This is a genomic window from Streptosporangium sp. NPDC000396 (genome assembly GCF_042898655.1).
In the GTDB taxonomy this organism is placed as follows: Bacteria; Actinomycetota; Actinomycetes; order Streptosporangiales; family Streptosporangiaceae; genus Streptosporangium.
Genome location: NZ_JBIAZA010000006.1, coordinates 1 through 15,308 on the forward strand (window position 1 = coordinate 1; position 15,308 = coordinate 15,308).

General features: G+C 70.3%; 11 protein-coding genes and 1 pseudogene. 8 read left to right on the plus strand and 4 right to left on the minus strand.

Translation table 11 applies throughout. The features are described 5' to 3' along the window. Positions 1–746: pseudogene (locus tag ACFY2X_RS11115) on the plus strand (phospholipid carrier-dependent glycosyltransferase); the annotation flags it as partial. Here ACFY2X_RS11115 and ACFY2X_RS11120 read toward each other — a convergent pair. Then, positions 694–2,235 (minus strand): hypothetical protein, encoded by a 1,542-nt coding sequence (locus ACFY2X_RS11120; protein ID WP_389935821.1) that lies wholly within the window; start codon positions 2,233–2,235, stop codon positions 694–696. The pseudogene ACFY2X_RS11115 and the gene ACFY2X_RS11120 overlap by 53 nt on opposite strands. 101 nt (positions 2,236–2,336) lie before the next feature. On the opposite strand from ACFY2X_RS11120, the gene ACFY2X_RS11125 reads away from it, so the two are divergent. From ACFY2X_RS11125 to ACFY2X_RS11135, 3 genes are all read left to right on the plus strand, one after another. Beyond that, positions 2,337–3,557: a glycosyltransferase gene (locus tag ACFY2X_RS11125; RefSeq protein ID WP_389935824.1), complete on the plus strand. Its 1,221-nt coding sequence runs from the start codon at positions 2,337–2,339 to the stop codon at positions 3,555–3,557. Between the two features lie 26 nt (positions 3,558–3,583). Next, positions 3,584–5,365, plus strand: coding sequence for a methionine--tRNA ligase (gene metG, locus ACFY2X_RS11130; RefSeq protein WP_389935827.1), 1,782 nt, complete (start codon positions 3,584–3,586; stop codon positions 5,363–5,365). A 182-nt stretch (positions 5,366–5,547) separates the two neighbouring features. Continuing rightward, positions 5,548–6,408, plus strand: coding sequence for a TatD family hydrolase (locus ACFY2X_RS11135; protein WP_389935830.1), 861 nt, complete (start codon positions 5,548–5,550; stop codon positions 6,406–6,408). Between the two features lie 86 nt (positions 6,409–6,494). Here the strand turns inward: ACFY2X_RS11135 and ACFY2X_RS11140 are convergent, their stop codons facing one another. Together ACFY2X_RS11140 and ACFY2X_RS11145 are read right to left on the minus strand one after the other, a co-directional pair. Further along, a complete protein-coding gene (locus ACFY2X_RS11140; protein ID WP_389936821.1) occupies positions 6,495–7,949 on the minus strand; it encodes a hypothetical protein in 1,455 nt (484 codons plus the stop codon). A 5-nt stretch (positions 7,950–7,954) separates the two neighbouring features. Next, a complete protein-coding gene (locus ACFY2X_RS11145) occupies positions 7,955–9,772 on the minus strand; it encodes a serine/threonine-protein kinase (RefSeq protein WP_389935833.1) in 1,818 nt (605 codons plus the stop codon). A 388-nt stretch (positions 9,773–10,160) separates the two neighbouring features. Here ACFY2X_RS11145 and rsmA point away from each other — a divergent pair, with 388 nt between their 5' ends. The 3 genes from rsmA (at position 10,161) to ACFY2X_RS11160 (ending at position 13,825) form a co-directional block, all read left to right on the plus strand. After that, positions 10,161–11,006 carry a 16S rRNA (adenine(1518)-N(6)/adenine(1519)-N(6))-dimethyltransferase RsmA gene (gene rsmA / locus ACFY2X_RS11150; protein ID WP_389935835.1) on the plus strand — a complete coding sequence of 282 codons (846 nt, stop codon included), beginning with the start codon at positions 10,161–10,163 and terminating at the stop codon, positions 11,004–11,006. 89 nt (positions 11,007–11,095) lie between these two features. After that, positions 11,096–11,998, plus strand: a complete 903-nt coding sequence (locus tag ACFY2X_RS11155; RefSeq protein ID WP_389935838.1) for a 4-(cytidine 5'-diphospho)-2-C-methyl-D-erythritol kinase — start codon at positions 11,096–11,098, stop codon at positions 11,996–11,998. A 27-nt stretch (positions 11,999–12,025) separates the two neighbouring features. Beyond that, positions 12,026–13,825 carry an ABC-F family ATP-binding cassette domain-containing protein gene (locus tag ACFY2X_RS11160; protein WP_389935841.1) on the plus strand — a complete coding sequence of 600 codons (1,800 nt, stop codon included), beginning with the start codon at positions 12,026–12,028 and terminating at the stop codon, positions 13,823–13,825. A 46-nt stretch (positions 13,826–13,871) separates the two neighbouring features. Here the strand turns inward: ACFY2X_RS11160 and ACFY2X_RS11165 are convergent, their stop codons facing one another. After that, a complete protein-coding gene (locus ACFY2X_RS11165; protein WP_389935844.1) occupies positions 13,872–14,414 on the minus strand; it encodes a MarR family winged helix-turn-helix transcriptional regulator in 543 nt (180 codons plus the stop codon). Positions 14,415–14,470: 56 nt separating this feature from the next. Between ACFY2X_RS11165 and ACFY2X_RS11170 the strand changes: the two genes are divergently transcribed. Further along, a complete protein-coding gene (locus tag ACFY2X_RS11170; protein ID WP_389935847.1) occupies positions 14,471–15,235 on the plus strand; it encodes a trans-aconitate 2-methyltransferase in 765 nt (254 codons plus the stop codon). The last annotated feature ends 73 nt before the right edge of the window (positions 15,236–15,308 follow it).

The following is a 15,308-nucleotide window of genomic DNA, read 5'->3' on the forward strand; positions in this document are numbered from 1 at the left end:
GGGCCTTCAACAAGGACCTGCCCACCGCGCTGGGCGCCATGGGCCTGGTCCCGGCGGCCGTCTACGTGGCCTCCTGGGCCGGCTGGTTCGCCTCCCCGCTGGGATGGGGCCGCAACTGGGCCCAGGCGACCTCCCAGGGGCCCGCCTACTTCGTCTTCGACTCGCTGCGCTCCTGGCTGTCGTACCAGGTGCAGGTCCTGAGCTACCACACCGGGCTGACGGAGGGGCATCCCTACCAATCGGAGCCGTGGAGCTGGCCGCTGCTGCTACGCCCGGTGGCGTTCTTCTGGGAGTCGCCCAAGAGCGGATGCGGGGTCCAGAACTGCGCGCAGGCGGTGCTCGGGGTCGGCACCCCGGTCATCTGGTACGGCGGGCTCGCCGCCCTCATCGCCATGATCGCCTGGTACGTCGCCACCCGCGACTGGCGGGCCGGGGCCGTCCTGCTGGCCTACGCCGCCGGCTGGCTGCCCTGGTTCTACTACGCCATCGCCGACAACCGGACCATGTATCTGTTCTACGCGATCCCGATGGTCCCCTTCATGATCCTCGCGCTGACCCTGGCCGCGGGGCTGGTCATCGGAAAGGCGGACGCCGCGCCCAACCGCAGGGCGATCGGGACGGCGTTCGCCGGGACCTTCATGATCCTGGCGCTGATCAACTTCGCCTGGCTCTACCCGGTCTTCGTCGCGGAGGTCATTCCGCACTCGCAATGGTGGGCGCGGATGCTGCTTTCGCGCTGGGTCTGAAGCCGACTCTGAACCCGTGGCGTAGGGAGATCGCGGCGGCCAGGCACGCCAGCGGCACGGCGGGCAGCACGTAGCGGTAGTCGAACTCGGCGGTCGCGGCCGGGGCCAGGAGGAGGCCGAAGGCGGCCAGCCACGGCAGGAGCACCGGGCCGCCCAGTCGGCGCCAGCGCGCCACCACCCCCGCCAGGCCGATCAGCAGCAGGACGCCGAGCACGAGGCCGGGCAGCCGGACGATCTGCTGGTAGCCCTTGATGAACCCGGCCCACGGCTTGTGGATCTCGGTGCCGATCACCCTCTGCAGGCCGTTGATCTCCTCGGTCGGCAGGCTCGGGTCGTAGCTCTGGGCGTCGCGGTCGGTGGTGCTCCGGGAAGGCGAAGACCAGGAGGGAAGCACCTTGGCCTCGAAGGGGAACTCATACTGCAGGAAGGTGGCGTAGTCGGGGAAGCGCGGCCGGTCCCAGCGGAAGACGCGGACGAAGTCGAGGCCGACCCTGGCGAGGTAGTCGCCGGGCTGGGAGAGGATGGCCCGCTTGGCGAAATCGCCGGCGGACTTGTTCACCTTCGACGTGAACGTGCTGCCCGTCCCGAAGGCGTGAAAGCGCTGGCCGCCGTTGGTGAACCAGAGGTAGTTCTGCCCGGAGAACGAACGCTGGTCCGGCGGTTTGTTGATGCACAGCAGCGCCAGATCCAGCTCCTCGCGCGGGTCGATCTTCATCTTGCCGCAGTCGGCGAACAGCGCGGTGCGCATGTAGAGGATCGCGCCGTCGCTGTTGGTCATCGCGAAGTTGCCGTGCGCCGAGGCGAACCAGGCCATGTAGCCCAGCACCGGGATCGCGCACGCGGTCACCATGGCCGTGATCGGCTTCCAGCCGGTGCGCTTGACCAGCATGTAGACCACGACCAGCGCGAGGATCGGCAGCCCGATCGACCGGGTGAGCGCGGTGAGCGCGAGTAGCAGGCCGATCATCGCACCGAGCCGCCACGACACCTTCCGGTGCCACAGCACCAGCGTCACGACGCCCACGACCAGCAGCATGAACATCGTGTCGGACATGACGAGGTGTTCGAGCTGGATCTGGTAGCCGTCGAACAGCACCGGCACGGTGGCCAGCGTCGCCCCCCAGCCGGGCAGCCCGAACTTCTTGCGCAGCAGCGCGTAGACCAGCACCGCGATGCCCAGCCCCATCAGGTGCTGGGTGAAGGCGACCAGGCCGAAACTGTGGAAGGGCCGCAGCAGGAGCAGCCAGAAGGAATAACCGTTCGGGCGCAGGGCACTGGGCCTTTCGGGGTTCACCGCCCCCGACACGTATTCGTAGGAGTCGTTGAACCACAGGGCCGGGCCATACCCGAGCATGGTGACGACACGTAACGCGAAAGCGGCCGCCAGGGCGGCCACGAAGATGTGATGACGGCGCACGAACGCCCACAGACGCGCTCTCCAGATGGCTGAAGGAGCGTCCAGGCGCGGGGGCTCGGCGACGGTCACCATGCAATACAGGATGCCAGTCGTTTCACGGAGTTGACCCGCGCACTAGGTGTTAGAGGGCATCATGATGAGATTGGCCTGTGCCGTTACTGAAGGGTTGAGACGTGGAACTGACCGTGGTCATGCCTTGTTTGAACGAGGCGGAGACCGTGGAGACCTGCGTGCGTAAGGCACTGGCCTGCATGCAGGAGCACGGGATCGACGGGGAAGTGGTCATCGCCGACAACGGGAGCACCGACGGCTCGCAGCAGCTCGCGCGAGACGCCGGAGCCCGGGTCGTGCACGTGGACGCCAAGGGGTACGGCAACGCCCTCATGGGCGGCATCCGGGCCGCCCGCGGCAAATACATCATCATGGGCGACGCCGACGACTCCTACGACTTCACCGCGCTGCTGCCGTTCGTCGAGCAGCTCCGCGACGGAGCCGACCTGGTGATGGGCAACCGGTTCAAGGGCGGCATCGCGCCGGGCGCCATGCCCCCGCTCCACCGTTACCTGGGCAACCCGGTGCTCTCCTTCATCGGCCGCCTGTTCTTCCCCAGCGCGATCGGTGACTTCCACTGCGGCCTGCGCGGTTTCCGGCGTGACTCGATCCTCAAGCTCGGGCTGCAGACCGGAGGCATGGAGTTCGCCAGCGAGATGGTGGTGCGCTCGACGCTGACCGGGCTGGACGTGCGCGAGGTGCCCACCACGCTGTCGCCCGACGGCCGGTCCCGCCCGCCGCACCTGCGCTCCTGGCGTGACGGCTGGCGCCACCTGCGCTTCCTGCTGCTCTTCAGCCCGCGCTGGCTGTTCTTCATCCCCGGCCTGATCCTGATGACCATCGGCCTGGTCGCGGGCGTCGCCCTGACCTTCGGCCCGGTCTACATCGGCAAGCTCGCCTTCGACGTCGACACCCTCGTCGGCGCCTCGGCCGCGCTGGTGATCGGTTTCCAGGCGGTGCTGTTCGCCGTGTTCACCAAGGTCTACGCGGCCGAAGAGGGGTTCCTGCCGGAAGACCGGCGGGTGCGTAAGCTCGTCGACGTGGTGACCCTGGAGAAGGGCCTGGTCGTCGGCGGTCTGCTGGCCCTGGCCGGTCTCGGCGGCCTGGTCGCCTCGCTGGTCCACTGGCAGACGCGGAGTTTCGGCACGCTGATCCCGTCGGAGTCGCTGCGTCTGGTCGTGCCCTCGGCCGCCGCGCTGGTCATGAGCTTCCAGACCATCTTCGCGGCGCTGTTCGTCAGCATCCTCGGCATCCGCCGCACCCGGGAGACGCCGATCGACGTGGCCGCCTCCGCCGCGGAGGAGGCCGCCGAGGCCATCACCCGGGAGAGCACCAAGGCCTGAGCCCCGCGTCCCTTAGGCTTGGCATCATGTCCCAGCACATCCTGACCGCGGTCGCTTGGCCCTACGCCAACGGGCCCCGCCACATCGGGCACGTCTCCGGATTCGGCGTGCCGTCCGACATCTTCAGCCGCTACCAGCGGATGGCGGGCAACAAGGTCCTGATGGTGAGCGGCACCGACGAGCACGGCACGCCCATCCAGGTGCAGGCCGACAAGGAAGGGCTGACCGCCCGCGAGCTCGCCGACCGCTACAACCGGGTGATCGCCGAGGACCTCCAGGCGCTGGGGCTCTCCTACGACCTGTTCACCCGGACCACCACGGACAACCACTACGCGGTGGTCCAGGAGATCTTCAAGGGTCTCTACGACAACGGCTACATCTTCCCGAAGACCACGATGGGCGCGATCTCGCCGTCCACCGGCCGGACCCTGCCCGACCGCTACATCGAGGGCACCTGCCCGATCTGCAACTACGACGGCGCGCGCGGTGACCAGTGTGACAACTGCGGCAACCAGCTCGACCCGATCCAGCTGATCAACCCGGTCAGCAGGATCAACGGCGAAACGCCGATCTTCGTCGAGACCGAGCACTTCATGCTCGACCTGCCCGCGTTCGCCGAGGTCCTGGGGTCCTGGCTGCAGTCGAAGCAGGGCGACTGGCGGCCGAACGTGCTGAAGTTCGCCCTCAACCTCCTCGGCGACCTGCAGCCCCGGGCGATGAGCCGCGACCTCGACTGGGGCGTGCCGATCCCGCTGGACGGCTGGCGCGACCAGCCCAACAAGCGGCTCTACGTCTGGTTCGACGCCGTCGTCGGCTATCTCAGCGCCTCCATCGAATGGGCCCGCCGTTCCGGCGACCCTGAGGCGTGGCGGCAGTGGTGGCAGAATCCCGACGCCCGCGGCTACTACTTCATGGGCAAGGACAACATCGTCTTCCACGCCGAGATCTGGCCGGCGCTGCTCCTTGGCTACAACGGCCGGGGCTCCCGAGACGGCGACCCCGGCTCGCTCGGCGCGCTGAACCTGCCCTCCGAGGTCGTCTCCAGCGAGTTCCTGACCATGGAGGGGCGCAAGTTCTCCTCCTCCCGCCAGGTCGTCATCTACGTGCGTGACTTCCTGGAGCGCTACGACGCCGACGCGCTGCGCTACTACATCGCGGTGGCCGGCCCGGAGAACCAGGACACCGACTTCACCTGGTCGGAGTTCCTCAACCGCAACAACGGCGAGCTGGTGGCGGCCTGGGGCAACCTGGTCAACCGCTCGATCTCGATGGCGGCCAAGAACTTCGGCGTCATCCCGGCGGCGGGCGACCTCACCGACGCCGACCGGGCGATGCTGGAGCGCAGCCGCGCGGCCTTCCCGAAGGTCGGCGCCGAGCTCGAACGCTCCCGGTTCAAGAACGCGACGAACGAGGCGTTCGACGTCGTCCGCGAGGCCAACAAATACCTGGCCGAGCAGGAGCCGTGGAAGATCAAGGACAACCCCGAGCGGGTCAAGTCCATCCTTCACGTGGCCCTGCAGGTGGTCGACGACGCCAAGACCCTGCTGACCCCGATCCTGCCCGGCTCCTCCAACAAGATCTACACGATGCTCGGCGGCACCGGCGTGTGGTCGGGCATGCCGGAGATCCAGGAGGTCGACGAGGAGAGCGGCCGGACCTACCCGATCATCACCGGCTCCTACGAGGGCGCCGCCCGCTGGGAGTCCACCCCGATCAAGGCCGGCATCCCGCTCGCCCCGCCCACCCCGCTGTTCACCAAGCTCGACCCGAAGATCGTCGACGAGGAGCTCGGCCGCCTGGGAGAGTGACGCCCTCGCGGTTCCCTGCCCGGGGATGACGCGCGGTTCGCCCTTCGGAGGGTGAGGTTCCCGTGTTCTCCCCGTCCGGGGTGACGTCTGCGCGGCCCGCCCGTCCGGGCGGATGACGTGCTCGTACGGCTCGCGCCCGACAGGCGGCGCGAGCCGTACCGGCTTCTCGGTAGGTTGGGGCTGTGAGCACGACGAAGCTTCCTCCCGCCCCCGAACCCCTGGCCGCCGAGGTGTTCGACAGCCACTGCCACCTGGACATCATGGTGGGCAACCGCCAGGCGTCCTCGGGAGACCCCGTCGCGCAGGCCGCCCAGGCGGCTCAGGCGAGCGTCGAGGGGATCCTTGAGCAGGCCCGTTCGGTTGGCGTGACCCGGCTCGTCACGATCGGCTATGACCTGCCGTCCTCGCACTGGAACGCCGCCACGGCCGGGCTTCACACCGATGTCTACGCCGGGGTGGCGATCCACCCCAACGAGGCGCACGCCTCGACGCCGGAGACCCTCGCCGAGATCGAGGAGCTGGCCCGTCTGCCGCACGTCAGGGCGGTGGGGGAGACCGGGCTCGACTACTACCGCGACTGGGCCTCCAAGGACGACCAGCACGCCAGCTTCCGGGCGCACATCGAGATCGCCAAGCGGACCGGCAAGGCGCTGGTGATCCACGACCGTGACGCCCACGACGACGTGCTGCGGGTGCTGGCCGACCAGGGCGCCCCGGAGGTCGTGGTCTTCCACAGCTTCTCCGGCGACGCCGAGATGGCGAAGAAGTGCGTCGAGGCCGGCTACTTCATGTCCTTCTCCGGCCCGGTCACCTACAAGAACGCCGGTTATCTCCGCGAGGCCGCGGCGATCGCGCCCACGGAGCTGATGCTCGTCGAGACCGACGCGCCCTACCTTCCGCCGACGCCGCACCGGGGCAAGCCCAACGCGCCCTATCTCATTCCTCTCACGCTGCGCTGCCTCGCCGAGGTCAAGCGGATGGACCCGGCCGAGCTGGCCACGGCCATCGACGCGAACGGGCAGGCCGTCTTCGGCCCCTGGTGAGCCGCCCGGCCGCCTCGTTCGCCTGTCCCAGCCGGCCTGTTCCAGCCGGCCTGTCCCCGCCGGCCGGGCCGGGTCCGGCCGCGGCCTCAGCCCACCGCCGCGCCGAAGTCGGCCTGACCGCCGCCGTCGAGGACGGGCACCCTGCCGTTCCCCGGGGAGAGCCAGACGCCCGTGTCGTCGTTGCGGCCCAGCAGCGCCACCGCCCCCGAGGCTCCCCGGTCCGGCACGCCGACCAGCAGCCGGTTTCCGCTGAAGGCGACCGACCAGCCGAAGTGGTCGCCGGGCTTGCCCTGGTCGATCAGCCGGGCCTGCCCCGGATTCCCCACCGGCACCAGCCGCACCCCGCCTCGCCGGTCCGGCCCGTCGAACGGGACTCCCACGGCCAGCCGGGCGCCCTCCTGCCCGGTGAAGGCCAGCGAGAAGCCGTAGCCCTCGCCCGCGGCACCCTCGGCACCCTGGTCGAAGGTGCCCGCGGGGGTGATCTCCGAGGTGCTGGACGCCTGGAAGAGCTGGACCAGGCCGGAGTCCTTCACCTGACCGCCGTCTCCGAGCGGCGCGCCCACCGCCAGGTAGCCCACGTCGCCCTCCTCCGCGTAGGCCATCGCGTAGCCGAACCTGTCTCCCGCGTCGGCGTTGACGATCTCGCGGAGGTCCCATTTCTTGCTGACGTACTTCTCCCGGGAGGCGCGCACGTCGAAGAGCACGGCGATCGACCCCGAGTCGAGCTTTCCCTCACCGTCCTGCCGTCCCGCCCCGTCGTCGTTCTCGTACGGCGCGCCCACCGCGAGGTCCGGTTCGGCGGCGGCACCGCCCAGCCTGCCGAGGGCCAGGGACCAGCCGAACATGTCGCCGCTCTCGCTGTTGCCGGAGACCCCCTCGGTGTCCTGGGAGATCCGCCGGGCCTTGTCGAGCGCTCCGGTCTCGAACAGGTAGGCCGCGCCCGCGTCGCTGACCCCGTCGGCGTCCTCGTGCGGGGCCCCGACCGCCACCAGAGTTCCGGCGGAGGCCAGGGACCAGCCGAAGTGGGCGTCGCGCTCCGGCGTGGGGGCGGCCAGGCGGGTCGGCTCCCGCCGCGCTCCGCCGTACACGGCGTAGACCGCGCCCGCGTTCTTCTGCCCCGCCACATCCGCGTACGGCGCGCCGATCAGCAGGTCCGCGCAGCGGTCGGCGTCGAGGTGGGTCAGCTTCACCGACCATCCGAAGCCGTCGCCCGCCTGGGGGTCGGGGGCGGTCACGACCATGCCGCCCTCGTCCCGGCCGAACAGGACGTGCACGGCTCCGGCGCCGGAGCGCCCGCCGGAGTCGGCGAACGGGTCGCCGACCACCGCGTCGTCCACGCCGTCGCCGTTGAAGTCGTTCGGGCCCGCCGCGGGGCAGTCGGCGGCGACCGGGAAGGCGGCGGGGGCGGAAGCTACGGAGGCGGAAGCCGAAGCGGGGAGGACGGGGTAGGGGAGAGCGAGGGCGGGGAGGGAGGGGATGGGGAGGGCGGGGGCCGAGGCGGGCAGTACCGGCAGTACGGCCGCGACCAGCAGGCAAGCCATGAACCTCACGACAGTTTCACCTCGATCTCGGTTCCGCCGTCAACCACGCGACCGGTCAGCTTCAGCGGCCTGCGAGCCGGGGGCAGGTCGTAGAGGAGGAGCCCGTCCACCTTGTCTCCGGGTGCCAGGGTGCTCGGCAGACCCGTCGAGACCGGTTCGGGGCTGTGGGACGCGCCGCGGTCGTCCACCAGGGTGAGGGGGGTCCCGCTGATCGCGGCCGGTTCGCCCGCGGTGTTGAGCAGGGTCCACCGGATCGCGCAGAACCGCCCTCGGACGGGGGTGGCTCCCTGGTAGGAGGTCAGGCCGCACCGGGGGGCCTGCGGGATGATCAGCTGCGGGTCCCCGATGAACGAGCCGGTCGCGATCCGCCGGCCCACGTCGGTGACGGTGACGGCTTTCGCCCCCGGCTCCTGCCCGGTCCCGCGGTCCGTGTCGGCCAGCACGACCGCCGTGACGGCCACGGCCGCCGCCACGGCGAGCCCGGCGAGCAGCCAGCGCCGCCGGGGGGTTCTCCTGGCGGCGGTCGTGCCGGGCGGGGGCGTGACCAGGTCGGGGACAGGGGAGGGCGGGGATGTGACCGGGCCAGGGCCAGGGAAGGGCGGGGGCGTGGCCGGGCCAGGGAAGGGCGGGGGCGTGGCCGGGTCAAGGACGGGAGAGGCCGGGGACGTGTCCGCGCCCAGGACGCCGAGAGTCTGTGTGGAGTCCGGCTCCACGTTCGCCGGGGGTTGCCACGACTCGCTGAGCACGTCGGCGGCGATCAGAGTGGGCTGCTCCGCCGCGCCGGATGCCGCGGTGCCGGATGCCGCGGTGCCGGATGCTGCGGCGTCGGATGCCGTCGTGCCCGATGCCGTCGAGCCGAGCATCACGCCGGACACGGTCGTGCCAGGTGTTCCTGTGCCAGGTGTTCCTGTGCCGGGCACTGTCGTGCCGGGTGTCGTCACGCCAGGCGTCCTCGCGCCGGGAGCCGCCGCGCCGGGAGCCGCCGTGCCGGGCGCCGCGATCCCGCCGCTGACCAGGGCGATCAGCAGGTCCTGGGCGGTGGGCCGCTGGTAGGGATCCATCGCCGTGGCCCGGCGGACCAGGTCGTTGAGCGGGGCGGGCAGCGCGCCCAGGTCGGGCGGGTTGTTCAGCAGCCGGGTGGCCATGGTGATCAGATCACCCCGGCCGTAGGGGTGGCGGCCGTTGCCCGCGTAGGCGATCAGGCAGCCCCAGGCGAAGATGTCGGCGGCGGGGGTGATCTCCAGGCCGCGCACCTGCTCGGGGGCCCACCAGCCGGGACTGCCGAGCACCTCGCCCGACCGGGTGAAGCTGTGGGTGGAGTCCAGTGCCCTGGCTATGCCGAAGTCGATCACGCGCGGCCCGGATATGGACAGGATCACGTTGGCGGGCTTGAGATCGCGGTGGACCAGCCCGGCGACGTGGATCGCGGCCAGCGCGGCGGCGACCCCCAGGGCCACGCCGTGGAGGGGCCCGGGTTCGAGCGCGCCGTACTGGGTGATCTGGCGGGACAGGGGCGTGCCGGCGATGTATTCGGTGACCATGTACGGCCGGCCGTCGTCGTCGTTGCCGTTGTCGAGCACCTGGGCGGTGCAGAAGGAGGCCACCCGCCGGGCGTTCTCCACCTCCGCGTGGAAGCGCGCGGCGAACCCCTCCTCGATCGCGAACTCCGGCTTGACCACCTTGACCGCCACCGCACGCCCGGTCGGGGCCAGCGCGAGATAGACAGTGCCCATGCCGCCCTCACCAAGGCGACCGAGCAGCCGGTATCCCCCGATCTGCGCTGGATCGCCGGGGCGTAACCCTTCGACACCCGGCTGGTTCACGTCCTCTTCACGGGGTGGATTCCCTTCCTCACCGATGACCCCCCGTATGGCAACGTTATCCATCATGTCTATCCATCATCTCGGGGGAGGGGGACGCCAGGTTTACCTGCCGGTGGAATCGCCTCCCTGCTACGGGTTTTCTGTTCGAAGCGGTCAGGGCTTGGCCGTCGCCAGCCTCGGCCGAGGGAGGCGAGAAGCCGTTCTCTTCGGGGAGCGGAGGAGTCACAGCGGAACCTCTCGTGTCCGTCACGCGTCGTCACAGGTTGTTCGATGCGCGAGACTTGTCGGATGACGTGGGGAGTACAGCCGTGAGCGAACGCAGCGAACGAGTCAGTGGGCACAGCGGCCCGGCGGGCGCCGGTTCCGTGCCGCCGGGCGGGGAACCAGCATGAGCCTTCTCGGCCCGGTAGAGATACGTAATTTGGCGGAGAAGCTGGATATCCGCCCGACGAAGAAGCTCGGCCAGAACTTCGTGATCGACGGCGGCACGGTCCGCCGGATCGTCCGGGTCGCCGGGCTGCGGCCGGACGACGTGGTCATCGAGGTCGGTCCCGGCCTGGGCTCGCTCACCCTCGCCCTGCTTCCCGAGGTCCGCAACGTGGTGGCCGTGGAGATCGACCCGGTCCTGGCCGCCCAGCTTCCGCTGACCGTCGCCGAGCACGCCCCGGAGCTGGCCGGCCGCCTCACCGTCGTGCTCGCCGACGCCATGCGCGTCCTTCCGGGTGACCTGCCGGAGGACAAGCCGACCGCGCTGGTCGCCAACCTGCCCTACAACGTGTCCGTTCCGGTGGTGTTGCACCTGCTGGAGACGCTGCCGTCGCTGCGCAACATCCTGGTCATGGTTCAGTCGGAGGTCGCCGACCGGCTGGCCGCCACGCCCGGTTCCAAGATTTACGGCATCCCCTCGATCAAGGCCGCCTGGTATGCCGACGTGCGCCGGGCGGGTCCCGTCGGCCGCACGGTCTTCTGGCCGGTTCCCAACGTGGACTCCGGTCTGGTCGCGATGACCCGCCGCGAGCCTCCTGCCACCACGGCCACCCGCGAGGAGGTTTTCGCCGTCGTGGACGCGGCTTTCGCTCAGCGCCGCAAGACGCTGCGCGCCGCCCTGGCCTCCTGGGCCGGTACGGCGGCGGCCGCGGAGCAGGCGCTCAGGGCGGCGGGGATCGACCCCTCCCAGCGCGGCGAACAGCTCACTGTCGAAGATTTCGCGCGAATCGCCGAAAACCGCACATAGGCGGATTTGTCGAGGGGATTGCATGGGGCAAAGGCAGACCCCGTTACGATCGGCCTCGTGACTAGCGAGCGAGCGCCGATGAGGGACGCATGAACTCCGTGACCGTCCGCGTGCCCGCCAAGGTGAACCTGCAACTGGCGGTCGGGCCGCTGCGCGATGACGGCTACCACGATCTGGTGAACATCTTCCACGCCGTCTCGATCTTCGACGAGGTGACGGCCACCGCGGAGATCGGGGTGAGCGTCCGGGTCGAGGGCGAGTCCGCCGACCAGGTGCCCGAAGACGACGACAACCTCGCCATCCAGGCCGCCCTCGCGCTGGCCAGGCACGCGGGCCGTTCGTACGGCGTGAGCCTGCTCATCCGCAAGTCGATCCCGGTGGCAGGCGGCATGGCGGGCGGCAGCGCCGACGCCGCCGCGGCGCTGGTGGCCTGCAACGAGCTGTGGGGCCTCGGCCTGCCGACGGAGGACCTGCTGGAGATCGCCGCCGACCTCGGCAGTGATGTCCCGTTCGCCCTGCTCGGCGGCACGGCCGTGGGCACCGGCAGGGGAGAGCGACTGTCCCCTCTGGAGGTGGGCGGTACGTTCCACTGGGTGTTCGCCCTGGCCGACGGCGGTCTGTCCACGGCCAAGGTCTACGCCGAGTGCGACCGCATGCGTGAGGCGATCGGAGAGCAGGTGGCCTGGCCTCAAGCCGCCGACCCGCTGCTGGCCGCGCTCCGCGGGGGGGACGCCAAGGCCCTCGGCGCCGAGCTGGCCAACGACCTGCAACCCGCCGCCGTGATGCTCCGCCGCTCCCTGGCCCGCACCCTGGACACCGGCCGCGAGTACGGCGCCCTCGGCGCCCTCGTCTCCGGCTCCGGGCCCACCTGCGCCTTCCTGGCCGAGTCCGAGGCCCACGCCGGAGAGCTGGCCCTGTCGCTCAAGGCCGCAGGCGTGGCCCGCGACGTCATCACCGCCTACGGCCCGGTTCCCGGTCCGACGGTCGTGTAGTCCGAGACCGGATACCCTTGTAGGGCGATGAATCTGGTCAATCTTGAATCGGTCTCCCACTCGTACGGTCCCAAGCCTCTGCTCAGCGACGTCTCCCTGGGCATCGAGGCCGGTGACCGCATCGGGGTGGTCGGCCGCAACGGCGGCGGCAAGACCACGCTCATCTCGGTGATCGCCGGTGACCTCAAGCCCAACGCCGGGCGGGTCACCCACAACCGAGGTCTTCACGTGGAGACTTTGTCCCAGGGCGACGACCTCGATCCGGCGTTGTCGGTCGGGGAGATCGTCCTCGGCGGCAGGGCCGAGCACGAGTGGGCCGGTGACGCGGGCATCCGCGAGATCCTCGCCAACCTTCTCGGCGACGTCGACCTGACCGCGCCCGCCGGAAGCCTGTCGGGTGGCGAGCGGCGCCGTACGGCGCTCGCCAGGCTTCTCATCGGCGAGCACGACCTGATCATTCTGGACGAGCCCACCAACCACCTCGACATCGAGGCCATCGACTGGCTCGCCAGGCACCTGTCGGGGCGCAAGAGCGCGCTGCTGGTCGTCACCCACGACCGGTGGTTCCTCGACGCGGTGTCCACCAGGACCTGGGAGGTCGTGGACGGCTCGGTCGAGCGCTACGAGGGCGGATACGCCGCCTACGTGCTGGCCAAGGCCGAGCGCGCCCGGATCGCCGCCGCCTCCGAGGCCCGCCGCCAGAACCTCATGCGCAAGGAGATCGCCTGGCTCCGCCGCGGCCCGCCCGCCCGCACCTCCAAGCCCAAGTTCCGCATCGAGGCCGCCCAGGCGCTGATCGCGGACGAGCCTCCTCCCCGGGAGAGCGTCGAGCTGGTCAAGTTCGCCACCGCCAGGTTGGGCCGTACGGTCTATGACCTCGAAGGCGTCACCCTGCACGCCGGGGGGCCCGGTCAAGGTCCTCTGGTCCTGGACGGCGCCACCTGGCAGTTCGGCCCGGGTGACCGGATCGGCCTGATCGGCGTGAACGGCTCGGGCAAGTCCTCGCTGCTGCGCCTGCTCGCAGGGACGGTCCAGCCCGACTCCGGCAAGATGGTGCGGGGCAAGACGGTCCGCCTGGCGCACCTGTCGCAGGAGCTGGGCGAGGTCGATCCCCGGCGGCGCGTGCTGGAAAGCGTCGAGGAGATCCGCAAGTTCATCCAGGTCGGGAAGAAGGAGTGGACCGCCTCCCAGCTCCTGGAGCGCCTCGGCTTCAAGGGTGAGGCCCAGTGGAAGGTCGTCGGCGACCTGTCCGGTGGCGAGCGACGCCGGCTCCAGCTCCTGCGCCTGTTGATGGACGACCCGAACGTGCTGCTGCTCGACGAGCCGACCAACGACCTCGACATCGAGACGCTGAACGAGCTGGAGGACCTGCTCGACGGCTGGCCGGGCACGCTGATCCTGGTCAGCCACGACCGCTACTTCCTGGAGCGGGTGGCCGACCGGACGGTCGCGCTGCTCGGTGACGGCAGGCTGTCGATGCTTCCGGGCGGCGTGGACGAATATCTGGCGCGGCGCGCCTCGGGCGCGGCGCTGTCCGCCCGTGCGGCCTCAGGCGCTGCTTCCGCGGCTCCGGCCGAGAGCGCGCGGGCGGCAGAGACGGGCCTGTCCGCGAAGGAGGAGCGCGAGCTTCGCAAGGAGCTCTCCCGCCTGGAGCGCCAGCTCGACAAGCTGAGCGGCAGGGAGGCCAAACTTCACGCCTCCATGGCCGACGCCGCCGCCGACTACGGCCGTCTGGCCTCGCTCGACGCCGAGCTCAAGGAGATCCTCGCCGAGAAGGACACCATCGAAGCCGAATGGCTGGAGGTGGCCGACCGCCTCGGCGAATGAGTGCCTGACCTCGGCTGGTTTATCCCTGTATGACGGGGCAGAGGGCTCAGTGCGCTCCGGTGTCGGTCGCGTCAAAAGGGACAAGTAGCGTGCGCAGCAGGCCCGACAGGGCCTGCTGCTCATGTTTTCCGAGGCTTGCCAGCAGCTCCCGCTCGCGGCGGAGCAGGTCGGCGAAGGCGCCGTCCACCCGGGTCCGCCCGGCGTCGGTCAGGGAGACCAGGACCCCGCGCCGGTCCTCGGGGTCGGGACGCCGCCGGACCAGCCCGGCCGCGGTGAGGCGGTCGATCCGGTTGGTCATCGTCCCGGAGGTCACCAGGGTCGCGCGAAGCAGGGCCCCCGGGCTCAGCTCGTACGGCTCGCCGGCCCGGCGCAGGGCCGTGAGCACGTCGAACTCCCACGGCTCCAGGTCGTGTTCGGCGAAGGCGGCCCGGCGGGCGCGATCGAGGTGGCGGGCGAGCCGGGAGACCCGGCTGAGCACCTGGAGAGGCTCCACATCGAGGTCGGGCCGTTCCTGGCGCCAGGCGGCGACCAGCCGATCCACCTCGTCTTCCGACCGGCCGGCGTCGTGGTCCGCGTGGTGCAGGGTCATGCCGCGAGTGTATCTCTCTTGACATCGAGATAACTCTCCGGATACCAATTATCTCGATGTCAAGAGATATTTGGGATCCGACAATTTACGGCCGCTACGCCGACGAGCGTTCGAGGCCCTTCTTCGACCTCGTCGCCAGGATATCCGCAGAGCGTCCCGCCCATGTGGTCGACGCGGGCTGCGGCACCGGCGAGCTCACCGCCGAGCTGGCCAGACGCTGGCCGGAGGCCGACGTTCACGGCTTCGACTCCTCACCCGCGATGATCGAGAGGGCGCCGGCCGGGAACCGGCTGACCTTCTCCGTGGACGACGTCACACGATGGCGGCCCGGACGCCCGGTGGACGTGATCGTGTCCAACGCCGTCCTGCAGTGGGTGCCCGAGCACCGGGAGCTGCTGCCGCGCTGGGTCGACGCGCTCGTCCCCGGAGGCTGGCTCGCCTTCCAGGTGCCCGGCAACTTCGCGGCTCCCAGCCACGTCCTGGTCCGCGAGCTGTGCCGTACGAAATGGCGTGACCGGCTCGGAGACCTGGTCAGGGACACTCCGGTCGGGGAGCCGGGCGACTATCTCGCCCAACTCGCCGAGCTGGGCTGCCGGGTGGACGCGTGGGAGACCACCTACCTGCACGTGCTCCACGGCGAGAACGCCGTGCTCAAGTGGATCACCGGGACCGCGCTGCGTCCCGTGCTCGACCGGCTGACCCCCGAAGAGGCCGGTGCCTTTCTCGGCGACTGCGCGGCCCTGCTGGAGGAGGCCTATCCGCGCCGGTCCTACGGCACGGTCTTCCCCTTCCGGCGGATCTTCGTGGTGGCCCAGAAATGATCGACTCCTCAGAGTTTATGGACGAGTAGCCGGGCATCAATAAATACTGCTAGAACGCGGTAGATATCTGGGC